Source organism: Streptomyces sp. NPDC037389 (assembly GCF_040636475.1).
GTDB classification, from domain to species: Bacteria; Actinomycetota; Actinomycetes; order Streptomycetales; family Streptomycetaceae; genus Streptomyces; species Streptomyces hesseae.
In genome coordinates this window covers 61337-76996 of the sequence record NZ_JBEZUS010000002.1, presented here as the reverse complement: position 1 = coordinate 76996, position 15660 = coordinate 61337, and the positions used below count along the sequence as shown (strand labels likewise).

Below are 15660 nucleotides of genomic sequence, written 5' to 3'. Positions count from 1 at the left end.
CTCCTGGGGCAAGGTGAGGACGGACGGTCTCCCGGACCCGCGCACTCGGGTCCGGGAGACCGTTGCGTCACGGCCTGGCCACGACCCGCGCGGCTCCGCGGGAACGCCCGCGTGCCGACGGGCCGTTCGCGCCGTCCTGATCGTGGGGCGGAAGAACGAAGCCGACCTCCGCGCCGCCGCCGTCCGCCGTGGCGGCGAAGACCGTTCCGGCGTCCGCCGTGACGATGTCGTGCACGATGGCCAGACCCAGGCCGGAGCCGGGCGTGGCCTGGGTGCGGGGGCCGCGGTAGAAGCGGTCGAAGACGGCGTGCTCCTCGCCGGGCGCGATGCCCGGGCCCCGGTCCCGTACGGCCAGCCTGCCCCCGCCGACGCGCACGGCGACCGGCGTGCCCTCGGGGCTGAACCTCACCGCGTTGCTCAGCAGGTTGTCGACGCACCGCTGGAGGGCGCGCGGCCGGGCGCGCACCGGCACCGGGGGGTTCGCGTCGTCCTCGACGACGAGGACGACCCGCCCGGTCCGCAGGCGGCAGCGCCGCGCGCTGTCCTCCGCGACCACGGCCAGGTCGACGGCCTCGGGCTCCTCGTCCGTGTGGCGGTCGGTGGCCAGCTCGACGAGCTCGCGCACCAGGTCGTCGAGGGCCGTGGTCTCGGTGACCAGGGTGGTGAGGATCTGCTCCTCGTCCTCGGGGGCGAGCCTGCCGCGCGCCCGTTGGAGCAGCTCGGCGCTCCCGCGCACCGAGGTGAGCGGCGTCCGCAGCTCGTGGCTGGCGTCCTGGACCAGCCGCTGCTGCTGGGCGCGGGAGCGGCGCAGCGCGGCGAGCATGTGCTCGAAGCTGCGCGTCAGCCGGCCGATCTCGTCCGATCCGGCGGGCGGCAGCGGTGTGGCGAGGTCCCGCGTGGTGGTGATGCGCGCGGTGGCGTCGGCCAGCCGGCGGACCGGCCGCAGGATCCGCCCCAGGACGAGCCAGCCGAGGAGCGCCGCGAGGCCGATGGCGGCCGCGGTCGTCCAGGAGATCCGCCACAGGAACCGGCCGTCGACGCGCGCGGCGCCCTCGTAGCTCTGGCCGACCATGACCGCCCCGCCTCCGGGCAGGGGCCTGGTCAGGGTGCCGTACTCGGTACCGGAGACGACGACGTCCGCGCGGCTCGTCCCCGGACAGGACGATGTCGCGTACGTGCTCGGGGTGGCGGGAGGCGTACACCGGCATCAGGTAGGTGCCGTAGGACAGCCCGTACAGGCTGAGCTTCTCCACTCCGAGGCGGTCGCGGATCGCGTCGATGTCGTCGGCGGTGGCCGCCGAGGTGTAACCGGCGATCTTGGGGCCGAGGTTCTTCGCACACCGCTCGACCGCCGCCCGCTGCTGGGTTCGTGTGCCGAAGCGGTACTCGGCGTCCGTGACACCGCACGGGACCGGCTCCGAGGCCCCGGTGCCGCGCGGGTCGACGAGCAGCAGGTCGTGGTCCTTCAGCAGGCCCTCCAGGCCCCCGGCGAACGCCTCGGCCTTTTCGATGGCGGTCTCGCCGGGGCCGCCCGGGTTGACGGCGACGGTGCCCTTGGCGGGACCGAGCGCACTGTGGCGTACGACCGCGTAACTCACCCCGACCTCGCCGAGCTCCGGCTTCCCCGCGACGAGCGGACGGTCCAGCCGGCCGCAGTCGACCTGGTGCCCGTCCACGGCCGGGCACCAGCCGGATGTCGGCGCGGCCGCCCGGCCGCCCTCGGGTGCGGAGGCGGTGGCGGCCGCCGTCGGCAGCACCGAGGCCAGCACCGCCGTCGTGCTCACCGCCAGACCCACGCGCCGGGCCGTGCTCTTGTACGTCATCGCCCTCTCCTCTGTATCGGGTGCGGGCACAACGTTGCCGGGCGTATTTCGCGGCCACGGCAGAGCGACGGCAAAAGCGTGTAAGAACCGAGCGTGTAAGAACCGAGAGTGCGAGAAGCAAGGGTGTGAGAACCGTCAGCCCAGGTCGAAGACGTTGCGCAGGCCCAGCCGGTGCCGGAGCTCGTCCTGCCGCCGGAGCGGCTCCAGCTCCGGCGCCCGGTAGAGGGGGATGACGGAGCAGCGCTCGGCGCGGGAGCCGGTCTCGTCGAGGAGGGCGTTGACGGCGGTGCGCGCGGCGGTGTTGGCGCCCTCCATGGTGGCCAGGTCGATGTCGACGGCCACGTAGTCCCCGGCGAGGAAGAGATTGGGGATGGCGGTGCGGGCCTCCGGGCGGTCGTACCAGGTGCCGGTGGGGTGGATGAAGAGCTGTTCGTCGTTGTTCGCGTGGGTGCCGTCCAGCTCCACGGCCGGGTCCAGGAACCACGAGTGGAGCGTCGCGTCGCGCAGCACCGTGCGCCCGGTGTCGTTGAGCCCGGCCTTCATCTGGGCCCAGACCTCGCGGGCGACCTCCTCGCGGGTACAGCGCTTGGCGGGCTTGCCGTAGAGGATGCCGGGCCGCTCCCATTCGGAGACGTCCACGGAGAGGCAGTCCGCGACCGTGCCGTCCCCGTAGTCGGCCCGGAAGTCCCGGCCGCGCCAGTACTGGGCCTGGCTGACGGATGTGATCGACCAGGGCGTGTCGATGTGGTTGATGTGGCCGTGGACGATCGGGGTGGGTTCGGTGAGATAGAACTGGATGCCCGTCATCCAGTCCGTCTTGAGCCTGTCGCAGTGCGCCAGCCGGGGGTCGGCCGCCCGGACGCTCTCGTTCCAGGTCAGCCGGGCGTGCTCGACCGGCATCGCGGAGACGAAGTGGTCGGCGGTCACCGCCTGCCGGGCGCCGCTCGCGTCCTCGACCAGGGCCTCGGTGATCCGCCCGCCCTCCAGCCGCAGGTCCCGCACGGACCGGCCGGTGTGGAACACGACGCCCAGCGAGCGCAGATGGGCGATCCACGGGTCGATCCACGCCTCGTTGGTGGGTGCGTCGAGGACCCGGTCGGGCTCGCCGTCGGCGCCCCGGCCCAGCGCGTTGTAGAGGAAGGCCTCGACGCAGGTCGCGACGGTCCGGGTGCTGGCGATCTCGGCCTTGGTCGCGACGATGTTGCGGGTGATGCCGATGGCCAGCAGCTGCCGGTAGTCGGCCGACATCCGCGCGGCCCCGGTGAACTCCAGCCACGGGACGCGCTCCCAGGACTCCAGCCGGCGGCGCTCGCTGCTGGTGAACCAGACCAGCAGCCGGTTCGCGAAATACGCGATCTCATGCGCTCGCAGCCGGGACAACGTCTCGCAGTAGGCCGTCAGCGCGCGCAGCAGCGCGTCCGGGGTGAGGACCGGGGGGAGGGTGCCGACGGTGGCGAAGGGGATGCGGATGTCCTCACGGCCGCCCGTGCGCGCCAGCATGACCTCGCTGGAGGGCACGAGGTTGTCGTGGCAGCCGTTCTTGTTGCCCTTGAACGGGATGCGGCGCAGGGTGTCGGGGAGATTGCGGTAGAAGCCCGGGATGAAACGGAAGCCGTGCTCGCCGGGCAGGGGCTTGCGCCCGCCCTTCGCACTGTCGGGCACGTCCATGCTGCGCGCCTTGCCGCCGAGCGCGGACTTGCGCTCGTAGACCGTTACTTCGAAGCCGCGCTCGGCCAGTTCATGGGCGGCCGTGAGCCCGGCGACACCGCCCCCGAGGACGGCGACGCGCCGCCCCGCGCTCCCCCTGCGGACGGTTCCGTCGGTCGGCCGGGGCGCGGCGTGGGCCGTCCCGGTGAGCGCCGCCGTCGCCGTGACGGCCGCCGCGCCGCCGATGAACCCTCTGCGTGTGCGATTGCGTGCGTGTTCCGCCATGCCACAGCCCCCTGCCACCCCGGTAACGTGTCATGTCCGGCGCAGGAGCATAAGAGAGTCCCTCGGGTCCCGGAAGGGTGCCGCCGACGCGTCCGTGCCATCCGCCGCACATTGGCGTGAAAGCGCTGCCGCCTCGTGGGACGCTGGTGGGACGACGAGGACGAAGGGATGTGCGATGGCAGTCGAACCGCTCTCGCAGAAGGACGTGGAGGTTCGCCTCCAGGAGCTCCCCGGCTGGTCCACGGACGGTGACCGGATCACCCGCCGCTACTCCTTCGACGGGCACTTCCAGGCGGCGGCGATGGTCGTTCACATCGCCCAGATCCAGGAGGAGTTGAACCACCACTCCGATCTGACGCTCGGCTACAACACCGTGACCGTCGCGGTCAACACCCACAGCGTGGGCGGCAAGGTCACCGGACTGGACGTGGAGCTGGCCCGCAGGATCGAGGCGGTCGCCCCGGGGCACGGGGCGCGCTGACGACCGGTCCCGCGGGGCTCGCGCGCCCCGCGGGACCGGACGGACGGGTCAGCTCCAGTCGAACTCGTCCGGGTTGGGGCCGAGCCGGGTGCCGGTGTCGAGGCCGGAGATCGCCGCGAGGTCGTCGGCGTCCAGTTCAAAGCCGAAGACGTCGAAGTTCTCCTGGATGCGGGACGGCGTCACCGACTTCGGGATGGCGACGTTGCCCACCTGGAGGTGCCAGCGCAGCACGACCTGGGCGGCCGACTTGCCGTGCTTGGCGCCGATCCGGGCGAGGACCGGCTCCTCCAGCAGGCCACGGCCCTGGCCCAGCGGGGACCAGGCCTCGGTGGCGATGCCGTGGCGCGCGTGGACGGCACGCAGCTCGGTCTGCGGGAAGTTGGGGTGCAGCTCGACCTGGTTGACGGCCGGGACCAGCGAGGTCTCGGCGATGACGCGCTCCAGCTGGGGCGCGTGGAAGTTGGACACGCCGACCGCCTTGGCGCGGCCGCTCTCGGCGATCTCCGCGAAGGCGCGCCAGATCGTCACATAGTCCTCGCGCATGGCCCGGGGCCAGTGGATGAGGTAGAGGTCGACGTAGTCGAGGCCCAGCTTGGCCAGGGAGGCGTCGAACTCCCGCAGCACGCTGTCGCGCGTCCACGTCTCGTTCGCGCTGTTCCACAGCTTGGTGGTGACGAACAGCTCGTCACGGGCGATGCCGGAGGTGGCGAGCGCCTTGCCGGTGCCCGTCTCGTTCTCGTAGATGGCGGCGGTGTCGATGCTGCGGTACCCCGCTTCGAGGGCGGTCGAGACGGCGGCGGTCGCCTCGTCGTCGGCGACCTGCCACACGCCGAAGCCCAGCTGGGGCATCTCGACGCCGTTGTTCAGGGTGATGGTGGGGACCTTGCTCACAGCAGTCGATCCTTACGTTCGCGAATGCACTTGCTCCAGGGTCAACCGGAACGTCGTCGGCCGCATTCCCGCTCCCGCCATCAAGGGGACGTCATCAACGCGTCGAGGGGGGAGCGGATCGAGGCGTCAGGGGGAGTAGAGCGCCTCCACCTCGCCGGCGTAGGTCTTCTCTATGGCCTTGCGCCGCAGCTTGCGGGTCGGTGTCAGCAGCCCCTGCTCCTCGGTGAAGAGGCCGGGCAGGATCCGGAAGGCGCGGATGGACTCGGCCTGGGAGACGAGGGTGTTGGCGGCCACCACGGCCCGCCGGATCTCGGCCTCCAGCTCGGGATCGTGCACCAGTTCGGCCAGGGTGGTGGGCCGGGGCGGCTCCCGCATGGCCAGCCAGTGCGCCACCCCCTCCCGGTCCAGGGTGACGAGCGCGCCGACGTACGGGCGGTCGTTGCCGACCACGACGCACTGGGCGACCAGCGGGTGGGCGCGCACCCGCTCCTCCAGGGCGAGGGGCGAGACGCTCTTGCCCCCGGAGGTCACCAGGATCTCCTTCTTCCGTCCGGTGATCGTCAGATAGCCGTCCTCGTCCAGCGCCCCCAGGTCGCCGGTGGCCAGCCAGCCGTCCCGGAGTACGGAGACGGTGGCGCGCTCGTCCCCCAGATAGCCCGCGAACACCTGCTCGCCGCGGAGCAGCACCTCGCCGTCGTCGGCTATCCGCACGCTCGTGCCGGGCACGGGCCGGCCCACGGTCCCGAATCGGGCCCGCTCGGGTGGGTTGGCGACGGCGGCGCCGGTGGTCTCCGTCAGCCCGTACCCCTCCAGCACGGTCATCCCGGCCCCGGCGAAGAACAGCCCCAGGCGCCGCTCCAGCGCCGAGCCGCCCGACATCGCGTACCGCACCCGGCCGCCGAGCTGCTCGCGCAGCCTGGAGTAGACGAGCCTGTCGAAGACCTGGTGCTGGACGCGCAGCGCGGTGCCGGGACCCGGCCCGGTGCCGAAGGCCCGGGCCTCCACCGCCCGCGCGTAGCGCACCGCGACGTCGACGGCCTTCTCGAACGGCCCGCTCCGGCCCTCCCGCTCGGCGGCGCGCCGGGCGGCGGCGAAGAGGCTCTCGAAGACATAGGGCACGGCGAGCACGAACGTCGGGCGGAAGGCCCGGAGGTCGGGCAGGAGGGCGGCGGCGGTCAGCCGGGGCTGATGGCCCAGCCTGACCCGGCCGCGGACCGCGGCGACCTGCGCCATACGGCCGAAGACATGGGCGAGGGGGAGGAAGAGGAGGGTGGACGCCTGCTCGCCGGGGCGGGAGCGGAAGACCCGTTCGTAGCGGCGGAGGACGTTGTCGCTCTCGGCCATGAAATTGCCGTGGGTGAGCACACAGCCCCGGGGGCGGCCGGTGGAGCCCGAGGTGTAGACGACCGTCGCGGGGGAGCGGGGGGTGAGCGCCATCCGGTGCCGGTGGACGACCTCGTCGCGGATACGGGCCCCGGCCTCGGTGAGCTCGTCGACCGCGCCCGCGTCGAGCTGCCAGAGGCGGGTGAGCCGGGGGAGGCGGTCGATGACGGAGCCGATGGTCATCGCGTGGTCCTCGTGCTCGACGACGCAGGCGGTGACCTCCGCGTCGTACAGCATCCCGAGGACCTGGTCGGGGGAGGAGGTGGGATACACCGGCACGGGCTGGGCACCGACGCTCCACAGCGCGAAGTCGAACAGCGTCCACTCGTAGCGGGTGCGGGACATGACGGCCACCCGGTCGCCGAACCGGACGCCCTGGGCGAGCAGGCCCTTGGCCAGCGCCAGCACCTCGTCCCGGAAGGCGGCCGCGGTCACGTCCCGCCACGCGCCGCCCTCGGCCCGGCTCAGCGCCACCCGGTCCGGATCCTCGGCGGCATGGTCGAAGACGACGTCCGCCAGCCCTCCGACAGGGGGCGCCGTCACCAGGGACGGCACGGTGAACTCGCGCAACCTCTCGCTCCTCGCGGACGTGGCACAGTCCTCGCGGACGTGGCACAGCGCCGTGACCGTACCCGGTCCCGTACCGGCATGAACCATTCCGGAGCGGTTCCGGTCACCCGGAGTGCAGCCGGTCGTCAGCGGTTCCGGTCACCCCGAGTGCAGCCGGTCGCCCGCCGCCAGGATCGCGTCCGCGAGGGCCTCCGCGCTGTCGCGCACCGGCCCGTCCCGCCGGGCGCCCGCGCCGTGCAGCAGGACGATGTCCATCGCGCCGAGATCCGGCAGCCCGGCGCCGGCCGGGAGACGGACGAGCCCCGGCGGGATCATCCCCTGGGCGTGGGCCATCACCCCGAGCCCGGCCCGGGTGGCGGCCACCAGACCGTTGAGACTGCCGCTGGTGCAGGTCACCCGCCAGGCTCGACCGTGCCGCTCCAGCACCTCCAGGGCCCGGGCGCGGGTCACCGCCGGGGGCGGGAGGAGCACCAGCGGCAGTGGGCGGCGCGGGTCGGGGCGGGTGCCCTCGGCGCCGATCCACACGAGCCGGTCGCGCCAGACCAGCCGGCCGGGAGGCTCGTCGGGGTCCGGGCCGGTGCCGGGCCCGTCGGCCCCGGGGCCCGCCGGCATGGGCTCGTCGGCCGGGTGCCGTTTGGCCAGGACGAGATCGAGACGCCCGGCCGCGAGCCGCTTCATCAGATGCCCGGACAGATCCACGGTCAGCTCCAGGTCCACCTCGGGATGGTGGCGCCGGAAACCCTCCAGGAGCTCGGGCAGCCGGGTCAGCACGAAGTCCTCCGACGCCCCGAAGCGCAGCCGCCCCCGGGGCCGCGCCCCCGCGAACCAGTGCGCGGCGCGCTCGTGGGCCTCCAGGATCGTCCGGGCGAAACCGAGCATCGCCTCGCCGTCCTCGGTGAGCCGCACGCTGTGGGTGTCCCGGGAGAACAGCTGCCGCCCGGCGGCGTCCTCCAGCCGGCGCACCTGCTGGCTGACCGTCGACTGCCGCACCCCCAGCCGCTGCGCGGCCTGGGTGAAGCTCAGGGTCTGGGCAACGGCCAGGAACGTACGCAACTGCGCGGGATCGAACATGGCATCTGAGCTTATCGGCATTCGTGATAACAGTCAGAGTGGTGTACGGGGTTCCCGATGGGCATGGGGCGGGACAGGGTGGACGCATGCGCCGTCTTCTCTCCCGCCTCCCCGTCGACCCCTATATAGCCGCGCTGCTGGGCACGGTGCTGCTCGCGATGCTCCTGCCGGTGCGCGGCCCGGCCGCGACCTTCGCCGGCGAGGCCTCCACGGGCGCTGTGGCGCTGCTGTTCTTCCTCTACGGCGCCAAGCTCTCCACCCGTGAGGCGATGGACGGGCTGCGCCACTGGCGGCTGCACCTGACGGTCCTCGCCTGTACGTTCCTGGCCTTCCCGCTGCTGGGCCTCGCCGCCCGGGGACTCGTCCCGCACGTCCTGCCCCCGGAGCTCTACACCGGGCTGCTCTTCCTGTGCCTGACACCTTCCACCGTCCAGTCCTCGATCGCCTTCACCTCGCTGGCGCGCGGCAATGTGGCGGCGGCGATCTGCGCGGGCACCTTCTCCAGCCTCGCCGGCATCGTCCTCACACCGCTGCTGGCGGCCCTGCTGCTGGGCGGCAGCGGCGCCGGGGTCTCACTGGACTCGCTGCTGTCGGTGGTGCTGCGCCTGCTGGTGCCCTTCCTGGCCGGGCAGCTGCTGCGCCGCTGGATCGGCGGCTTCCTGACCCGGCACCGCCAGGTGCTGGGGCTGGTCGACCGGGGCTCCATCCTCCTCGTGGTCTATGTGGCCTTCAGCGCGGGCATGGTGCGTGGCGTCTGGCAGCAGGTGTCGCCGTGGCGGCTGGTGGTGCTGGTGGGCGTCGAGGCCGTCCTGCTGGCCGTGATGCTGATCCTCACCACCTTCGGCTCGCGGGGGCTCGGCTTCGGCCGCGAGGACCGGATCGCCATCACCTTCGCCGGCTCGAAGAAGAGCCTCGCGAGCGGGCTGCCGATGGCCACCGTCCTCTTCGGCGTCCAGGCGAGCCTGGCCGTCCTGCCGCTGATGCTCTTCCACCAGCTTCAGCTGATGGTGGGCGCGGTGCTGGCGAAGCGGTTCGCCCGCCGGCCGGTTGCCCATCCGGCGGAACCGGCGCTCACCCGGTCGCCGGGGTCGGCGGGGTCGGCGGGGTCGGCGACCGAATCGGCCACCGCGCGGGGCGGGGCCTGAGCGTTCCGCTGCGGGCCGGTGGGGGCTGGTCGCGCAGTTCCCCGCGCCCCTTACGGGGCGCGGTCGATCCGGTCCAGCGGCAGCCATAGCACCGCGTCCCGGTGGCCGACCGGAGCGTTGCGGCCGCGTACGGCCGCCAGCTCTCCGTCGGTCAGGGCCCTGCGGTAGACCCGGACCTCGTCCAGATCACCCGTCAGGAACGCGCGGGCGTCCGGCTTCTGCCCCAGGTGCACCCCGAACGTCGAGTTGCGGCTCACCGATCCCGGGACGTCCGGCACCGATACCGACACGCCGTCCACGGTGAGGGCCAGCAGGCCGCTCGCCCGCCGCAGGGCCGCGTGGTGCCAGCGCCCGTCGCCGTACGCGCCCGTCGACCGCACCGTCGCCGTACGGGACGGGCCCGGGCCGGGCGGCAGCGCCGTCACCTGGCCGACGATCCGGCCGGTGCCGGGCTCCCCGCGCAGCGCCACCTGGGGTGCCCCGCCGACCCCGCCCATCCACAGCAGGGGTTGCTCGCCCTTGACCGCCGCCGCCCGGTAGCGGAACCACAGGGTCGCCGTGAAGTCCCGGGTGCCCAGGGGCAGTGCGGTCCGGTAGGGCAGGCGCACGGCGGAGTCCGTCCCGTCGAAGCCCAGCCCGCCCCCGAACCGGCCCCCCACCGGACGGGCGCCCCCGAGGACGTACGCGCCGGTGCCGCCGGGTGCCCGGTCCGGTGTCGTCGGGTCCGGGCCGCGCCGGGGGCCGAGCCACTCCTCGGTGAACCGCGCGAAGCGGATCTCCTGGTGTGCGTCGGCCTTGCCCGCCTCGTAGAGCAGACCGGTCGTGTCCTGCCCGATGACCGTCATGTCGGAGTAGCCGGACCAGTCGGAGGTGACCCGCCGCCCCCGTTCGGCGCTCTCCCAGGTGCGTCCCTCGTCGTAGGAGGAGCGGATGGTCATCGTGCGGCGGCGGTCGGGGTCGGCCGGTGCCGAGAACAGCCAGCGCCCGGGCCGCAGCGGGATCACCGCCCCCTGCACCATGGGGGAGTAGAGGTCGGGCAGGGGCCGGAACGGCGCGTCGAAGCTCTCCCCGCCGTCCCCGCTCACGGCGTCGTCCCGGTTGCCCGGCTCCGTGCCGTCCTGCTCGCGCCCGCCGGCGTAGACCGCGCCGTCGCTCCGCTCGGCGAGCGTCAGCTCGGAGGGCTTCTGACGGTACGTCCGGTCGGCCGCGACGGGGTAGGTGTCGACCGCCCCCAGCCGCCAGTGGGCCCCGCCGTCGTCGCTGAGGGCGAGCGCCGCGTGGTTGGCGGAGGTACGCGTGCCGTCGTGGCTCTCCGCGTTGAGGCCGATGACCAGCCGCCCTTCGTGGGGACCGTGGCCGAGCTGGACGCCGTGCCCGGGGCCGGTGGCGTACCAGGAGTTCCAGCCGGGGGGCCGGATCTCCTCGGTGAGGTCGCGCGGCCACGACCAGCCGGCGCCGTCGTCGTCGCTGTACTGGAGGTGGGGGGTGCGGTCGCAGGGCACATCGCAGTTCGCGGCGTCCTCACGGCCCTCGTTGTAGGTGGTGGCCAGGACGATCCGGCCGGTCCGGCGGTCCACGACCGGGGCGGGGTTGCCATGGGTGTCGCCCAGGCCCGGGTCGACGATCTGGAGCGGCCCCCAGCTGCGGCCCCCGTCGGTGGACCGTTTGAGCACGAGATCGATGTCGGTGGCGTCACCGCAGTTGTCCTTTCTCCCTTCGGCGAAGGCGAGGAGGGTGCCACGGGTGGTGGTGACGATGGCCGGGATGCGGTAGCAGGCGTAGCCGGGGTCCTGGTCGGCCCGGAAGAGAACCCGCTCGTCGAACCCGGCTCGCCCCGGGCCGACCGGATCCTCCGTCGCCCCGGCCGCCCCGGGCCCCAGGGCGAGAGCGAGCAACGCGCCGGAGAGGACGAACACGGCAGCGGCACGGAAGCGGAATCGGAAAGGGGAGCGGAAACGGAAAGGGGAGGGGGAGGCGGCCGGGGCGGTCGCCGGGGGTCTGTCGCCGGGGGAGGAAGGATGCGCCGCCATGGCCCGTCCCTTTCGCGTCAAGGCCGTCGAGGCCCCACGTGTCCGGTGGGTCAACGTACGGGGCGGGCCTTCCTCTCACAAGGACCGGACGGCATATACGCTCACACGGGTCGCAGAATCACCTTGCCGCGATTGGCGCGCGATTCGATGATCCCGAAAGCCTTCGCCACGTCCTCCAGGGGCAGCACGGAGTCCACCCGGGGCCGGATCCGCCCCGCCGCGAACAGCTCCCACAGCTCCCGCCGCCATCGCTCCATCAGCTCGGGCCGTCCACGGGCTATGAGGGCCATCTGGAAGCCGATGGCCGATTTCGCCCCCACCAGCAGGTCGTACGCCTCGATCGTCCCGCCGCCCGAGCTGTAGGCTACGATCCGGCCGCCCGGCGCGAGGGCGGCGATGGCGGGGGAGAGCAGCTCGCCGCCGACCGCGTCCAGCACGATGTCCACCGGGTCGCCCCAGGACTCGTCCCCGTACGTCACCACCTCGTCCGCGCCCAGCGACCGCGCGAACTCCGCCTTGTCGGCCGAGCTCACCGCCGCGACCACCCGGCCGGCCCCGCGCGCCTTGGCGATCTGCACCGCCAGGTGCCCGGAGCCCCCGGCCGCCGCCGTCACCAGCACCGACTCGCCGGCCGCCGGCCGCGCCGCCTCGTACGCCCCCAGGGCGACCAGCCCGCACCGCACCAGCGCGACGGCATCGGCCGCGCTCGCGCCCTCGGGGACGGACGAGAGCATCGCCGCATGGACGAGGGCGAAATCGGCGAAGGCGTCGGTGAAGCACAGCCCCGTCACCCGGTCGCCGACGGCGAAGCCGGTCACCCCCGCGCCGACGGCCGCGATCTCCCCGGCCACCTCGCCGCCCGGGCCCGTCGGCAGCGGCAGCCCGCCCTCGCGGACCTTGCGGACGACGGGCAGTGTGAGGCCGATCGCCTCGGTGCGCACCAGCACCTCGCCGGGCCCCGGGACGGGCACGGCCATCTCCTCGACCCGCAGGACCTCGGGGCCACCGGTCTCGGCATACCGGACACGTCGCATGACGCACCTCCGCACAGTCAGGCCGGGGAATTCATTGGAACCCCCAACGTTGGTGGTCCCTACGTTACACGACTTCATTGGGAAGTCCAACGGTTTCGGTTAGGCTCGTCCCATGGCAGACATGGCAGACGCGGCAGGCACGGCAGGCGACGAGCCCGCCCTCCCCCGTATCCAGGCCCTCCCCAGCTGGCTGCTCAACCGCGCCTCGGCGCGCGGCCGCCGCCTCGTGGCCGAGGCGCTCGCCCAGGACGGCATGCGCATGCCGCACCACGCCGTGCTCTCCGCCGTCGCCGACCTCGGCCCCGTCGCCCAGGCCGAGCTCGGCCGCACCACCGGCTTCGACCCCAAGGACATGGTCGGCATCCTCAACGACCTCCAGGCCCAAGAGCTGATCACCCGGGCCCCCGACCCCGCCGACCGCCGGAAGAACGCCATCGCGCTCACCCCCGCCGGCCGCCGTCGGCTCGCCCGCCTCACCAGACTCGGCGACGAGGCGAACGAGGCCCTTCTCGCCGCCCTCACCCCCGCCGAGCGCGAGCTCTTCCTGGCCCTCCTCTCCCGCGTCGTGGCGGACACCCCGCCGGGCTCCCCGCCGGACGTCGGCTGAGGCAGCGGCTGAGGCAGCGGATGAGGCGCCGGCTGAACTTCCCGCCAAAGCCCGGGCGCCGACGCCCCGGATCTGGTGGGATGTCACCCGCAAGTGGGGCGACGGTGGGAAGTCAGAGGCGTGGCGACGGCCCGTCCGGGCCGACCACCCGTTACACAGGGCTGGAGAACATATACAAGTGGGCCGAGGCGAGACGAGGTGTCAGGTGAATCTCCAGCAGCTGCACTACACCTCCACCGCCACCACGGCCCCCGACGGCTCCGGCTTCCGCTTCACCGCCGCCAGCCCCGAACTGCCCATCACCCTGCTGGGGGAGGCGGAGCAGCTCATCGGCTACGAACCGCCCCACGACGCCCCCGACTGCCCCTCCACCGAGGAACTCGCCGACTTCCCCGTGGCGTTCAGCCACAACCGTCTCTCCGACGGCAGCCGGCTGCTCTGCCGCACCGTACGCACCGGCCCCGGGCGCGGCGGCCGGCACGGCAATTTCCACGCCCACGCCGTGCGGCTGCCCGAGGGCGCCCGGCTACCCGGCGGCCTGCTGCCCATCGAGGCCTGGGAGTCCCCCTCCTGGTCCGACCGCACCCCCGAGGGCGGCTCCCCCGAGCCGCTGGCCGGCTTCGTCCCCGCCCGGCGCATCGACAAACAAGGGCTGCTCGACTTCGTCCGCGCCCGCGCCGACCGCCTCGAACCCTTCCTCGCCGACGTCCGGACCCTCTTCCGCACCCCCGACGCCCAGCAGCTCCTCGTCATCGAGCGGGACAGCGCCGCCACGGCGTACTGGGTCGCCGTCGCCAGCGCCGTGCTGCCGCGCGACCTCGCCGACCGGCTCACCTTCACCACCTACACCCGGCACCCCATGCTCGCCCGGCAGCAGATCGTCTGCGCCTTCCCCGACGCCGACTTCGACCACGTCTCCGCCTCCGCCCAGCACCGCTACCGTGTCCACGACTGCACCGGCGGCCCCTCCAGCCCCGCTCGCGCGGAGCGGGACCTGTGGGCGTCCGTCGCGGCCCGGATCTGGCTGGCGGGCCAGCCCGCGCTGTTCGCCGAGGCCACGCGCCGTACGGGCGTCCCCCTGGGCCTCGGGGGCGGGCGCGGCCCCGGCGACGAGTCCGACCGGCTCGCCGCCCTCGCGGCCCGCGAGGGCATCCCCCTCGACTCGCACGGCCGTACGGCCGCCGCCCGCTGGGCCCGTGGCCACGCGCCCGGCGACAGCCTCGACACCGCCCTGCGGGCCCGGCTGCTCGCCACCCTCGCCGCCGGGGGCACCGACCGCACGCCCGAGGAGTGGACGGTCCTCGCCTCCCTCACCGAGGAGTTCTCCGCGCCCTCCTGCCGGTCGGCCACCGCCCCCCTCAGACGCGACCTGCGGTCGGAGCTGGCACGAGCGGCCGACTCGCCCGACACCCCCCTCGTCCGCTTCCTCACGCTCCTGCGCCTCGCCGAGGCCCTGCGCGTCGAGCACGAGGCCGTCCTGCCCGTGCTCACCGCCCGGCTGACCGCCGCCCTGCTCGACGAGACCTCCCCGGACCGCAAGGTCGTACGGGCCGCCCTCGACACCCACCCCCGGCTGCGCACCGCCGTGCTCGACTCCCTCGACCACACCGCCGCCACCGACGACCCCCGCCCCATCACCCGCCTCCTCGCCGCCGAGCTCCCCCGCGCCGACCTCGCCGGGCGCCCCCACCTCCGGATGGCCGCCGCCATGCCGATGTGCGCCCTGCGGCGGTCCGAGCGCGCAGCGGGCGGCGGCACCGCCCACGACGGCGGGCCCGAGGACGGCCCGCCGGGCGGGTACGAGGCCGACGACCCCACCAGCCAGTACGCCGACTACGAGGACCGCCCGGCCCTGCTGCACGCCCTGGTGAAGACCGCCGGGCCCGAGCACCAGGGCACGCCGTCCGTCCTGCGCACGGCCTACCGCCTGGTCTGGGGCGACGAACCGCTCGGCACCCTGGAGGCCGTCGTCCTGCTGGAGGGCATCGCACCGGGCGCCGTCCACGCTGCGGGCCTGGACGGGCCCTTCGTCCGGGCGGCGCTCACCGGCACCCCCGACGACCCCGTGGCGCCGCGCCTGGCCAAGACCCTCCTCAAGAGCGTCCTCGGCGACGGCACCGAGCTCCCGCCGCGCGAGCACGCCGCCCTGCTCCTCCTCGAACAGGCCGGGGACCTGATCGGCGGCGCCGCCCTGCCCGGCTGCGCCGCGCGCGTGGTGAGCCTGCGCCGGCAGGCCGAGCCGCTCGAGGCCGGCATCGAGGAACGGCTCGGCGACGTCCTCGCGCGCCACCTGCTGTGCATGGACCCGCCCCCGGCCCCCGGCGAGCTGCCCGACCTCGTCCTCGCCGAGGACGAGTACCTGCTGTACGCCTACGCCCGCGAGGCCCAGGGCGACGAGGTGCGCGACCTGCTGCGCCGCACCCCCACCTACGCCGCCGTCTGCTTCGTCGCCTGGCACACCGCCCCCGACGTCAGCCCGGTCTGGGACGAGATCCGCGCCGAGCTGCTCAACTCGGTGCTGCGGCCCGAGGTGCGCAGGATGTCCACCGAGGACGTCGAGGAGATCCGCCGCTGTCTGCGGCAGGTCGGCGGCCCGTGGGCGGAGATGTTCCACGAGTGGGACCGCTTCGGGGTGCTCGGCAGACTCAGCGGCCGCTGGCGGGCCCGCCCGCCCCGCGCCTAGCGGGAACGAA

Annotated in this window: 11 protein-coding genes and 1 pseudogene; 4 read left to right on the top strand and 8 right to left on the bottom strand. The window is 73.9% G+C overall.

The annotated features are described in order from the left end of the window. Nucleotides 1–67 precede the first annotated feature (67 nt). The 3 genes and pseudogenes from AB0E98_RS03905 to AB0E98_RS03895 form a co-directional block, all read right to left on the bottom strand. A complete protein-coding gene (locus tag AB0E98_RS03905) occupies nt 68–1072 on the bottom strand; it encodes a HAMP domain-containing sensor histidine kinase (RefSeq protein WP_361698301.1) in 1005 nt (334 codons plus the stop codon). Nucleotides 1073–1163: 91 nt separating this feature from the next. Continuing rightward, nucleotides 1164–1823 (bottom strand): annotated as a pseudogene (locus AB0E98_RS03900) (alpha/beta fold hydrolase); the annotation flags it as partial. Nucleotides 1824–1958: 135 nt separating this feature from the next. Beyond that, on the bottom strand, nt 1959–3755 hold the full coding sequence (locus AB0E98_RS03895; RefSeq protein WP_361698299.1) for an FAD-dependent oxidoreductase: 1797 nt from the start codon (nt 3753–3755) through the stop codon (nt 1959–1961). A gap of 175 nt (nt 3756–3930) precedes the next feature. On the opposite strand from AB0E98_RS03895, the gene AB0E98_RS03890 reads away from it, so the two are divergent. Further along, nucleotides 3931–4236, top strand: coding sequence for a 4a-hydroxytetrahydrobiopterin dehydratase (locus AB0E98_RS03890; RefSeq protein WP_361698297.1), 306 nt, complete (start codon nt 3931–3933; stop codon nt 4234–4236). Nucleotides 4237–4284: 48 nt separating this feature from the next. Here the strand turns inward: AB0E98_RS03890 and AB0E98_RS03885 are convergent, their stop codons facing one another. From AB0E98_RS03885 to AB0E98_RS03875, 3 genes are all read right to left on the bottom strand, one after another. After that, the gene (locus AB0E98_RS03885; RefSeq protein ID WP_361698295.1) at nt 4285–5127 is read right to left on the bottom strand and encodes an aldo/keto reductase; all 843 of its coding nucleotides are present in this window, start codon (nt 5125–5127) and stop codon (nt 4285–4287) included. A gap of 126 nt (nt 5128–5253) precedes the next feature. Then, nucleotides 5254–7080, bottom strand: coding sequence for an AMP-dependent synthetase/ligase (locus AB0E98_RS03880; protein WP_361698293.1), 1827 nt, complete (start codon nt 7078–7080; stop codon nt 5254–5256). A gap of 138 nt (nt 7081–7218) precedes the next feature. Next, a complete protein-coding gene (locus AB0E98_RS03875; protein WP_361698291.1) occupies nt 7219–8151 on the bottom strand; it encodes a LysR family transcriptional regulator in 933 nt (310 codons plus the stop codon). Nucleotides 8152–8237: 86 nt separating this feature from the next. Between AB0E98_RS03875 and AB0E98_RS03870 the strand changes: the two genes are divergently transcribed. Continuing rightward, the gene (locus tag AB0E98_RS03870; RefSeq protein ID WP_361698289.1) at nt 8238–9296 is read left to right on the top strand and encodes a bile acid:sodium symporter family protein; all 1059 of its coding nucleotides are present in this window, start codon (nt 8238–8240) and stop codon (nt 9294–9296) included. Nucleotides 9297–9346: 50 nt separating this feature from the next. On the opposite strand, the gene AB0E98_RS03865 is transcribed toward AB0E98_RS03870, so the two are convergent. Together AB0E98_RS03865 and AB0E98_RS03860 are read right to left on the bottom strand one after the other, a co-directional pair. Then, on the bottom strand, nt 9347–11176 hold the full coding sequence (locus tag AB0E98_RS03865) for a sialidase family protein (protein ID WP_361699312.1): 1830 nt from the start codon (nt 11174–11176) through the stop codon (nt 9347–9349). Between the two features lie 251 nt (nt 11177–11427). Further along, on the bottom strand, nt 11428–12360 hold the full coding sequence (locus AB0E98_RS03860) for a zinc-binding dehydrogenase (RefSeq protein WP_361698287.1): 933 nt from the start codon (nt 12358–12360) through the stop codon (nt 11428–11430). A gap of 112 nt (nt 12361–12472) precedes the next feature. Between AB0E98_RS03860 and AB0E98_RS03855 the strand changes: the two genes are divergently transcribed. Together AB0E98_RS03855 and AB0E98_RS03850 are read left to right on the top strand one after the other, a co-directional pair. Further along, a complete protein-coding gene (locus tag AB0E98_RS03855; protein ID WP_361698285.1) occupies nt 12473–12967 on the top strand; it encodes a MarR family winged helix-turn-helix transcriptional regulator in 495 nt (164 codons plus the stop codon). A gap of 205 nt (nt 12968–13172) precedes the next feature. Next, entirely contained in the window at nt 13173–15650 is a 2478-nt protein-coding gene (locus AB0E98_RS03850) for a GTPase-associated protein 1-related protein (RefSeq protein WP_361698283.1), read from the top strand. Nucleotides 15651–15660: the final 10 nt, after the last annotated feature.

Bases quoted from the DNA above. Each gene is read 5' to 3' on its own strand.
- AB0E98_RS03875 (WP_361698291.1), bottom strand. From the start codon at position 8,151: ATGTTCGATCCCGCGCAGTTGCGTACGTTCCTGGCCGTTGCCCAGACC.
- AB0E98_RS03860 (WP_361698287.1), bottom strand. From the start codon at position 12,360: ATGCGACGTGTCCGGTATGCCGAGACCGGTGGCCCCGAGGTCCTGCGG.
- AB0E98_RS03855 (WP_361698285.1), top strand. From the start codon at position 12,473: ATGGCAGACATGGCAGACGCGGCAGGCACGGCAGGCGACGAGCCCGCC.
- AB0E98_RS03895 (WP_361698299.1), bottom strand. From the start codon at position 3,755: ATGGCGGAACACGCACGCAATCGCACACGCAGAGGGTTCATCGGCGGC.
- AB0E98_RS03870 (WP_361698289.1), top strand. From the start codon at position 8,238: ATGCGCCGTCTTCTCTCCCGCCTCCCCGTCGACCCCTATATAGCCGCG.
- AB0E98_RS03905 (WP_361698301.1), bottom strand. From the start codon at position 1,072: ATGGTCGGCCAGAGCTACGAGGGCGCCGCGCGCGTCGACGGCCGGTTC.
- AB0E98_RS03890 (WP_361698297.1), top strand. From the start codon at position 3,931: ATGGCAGTCGAACCGCTCTCGCAGAAGGACGTGGAGGTTCGCCTCCAG.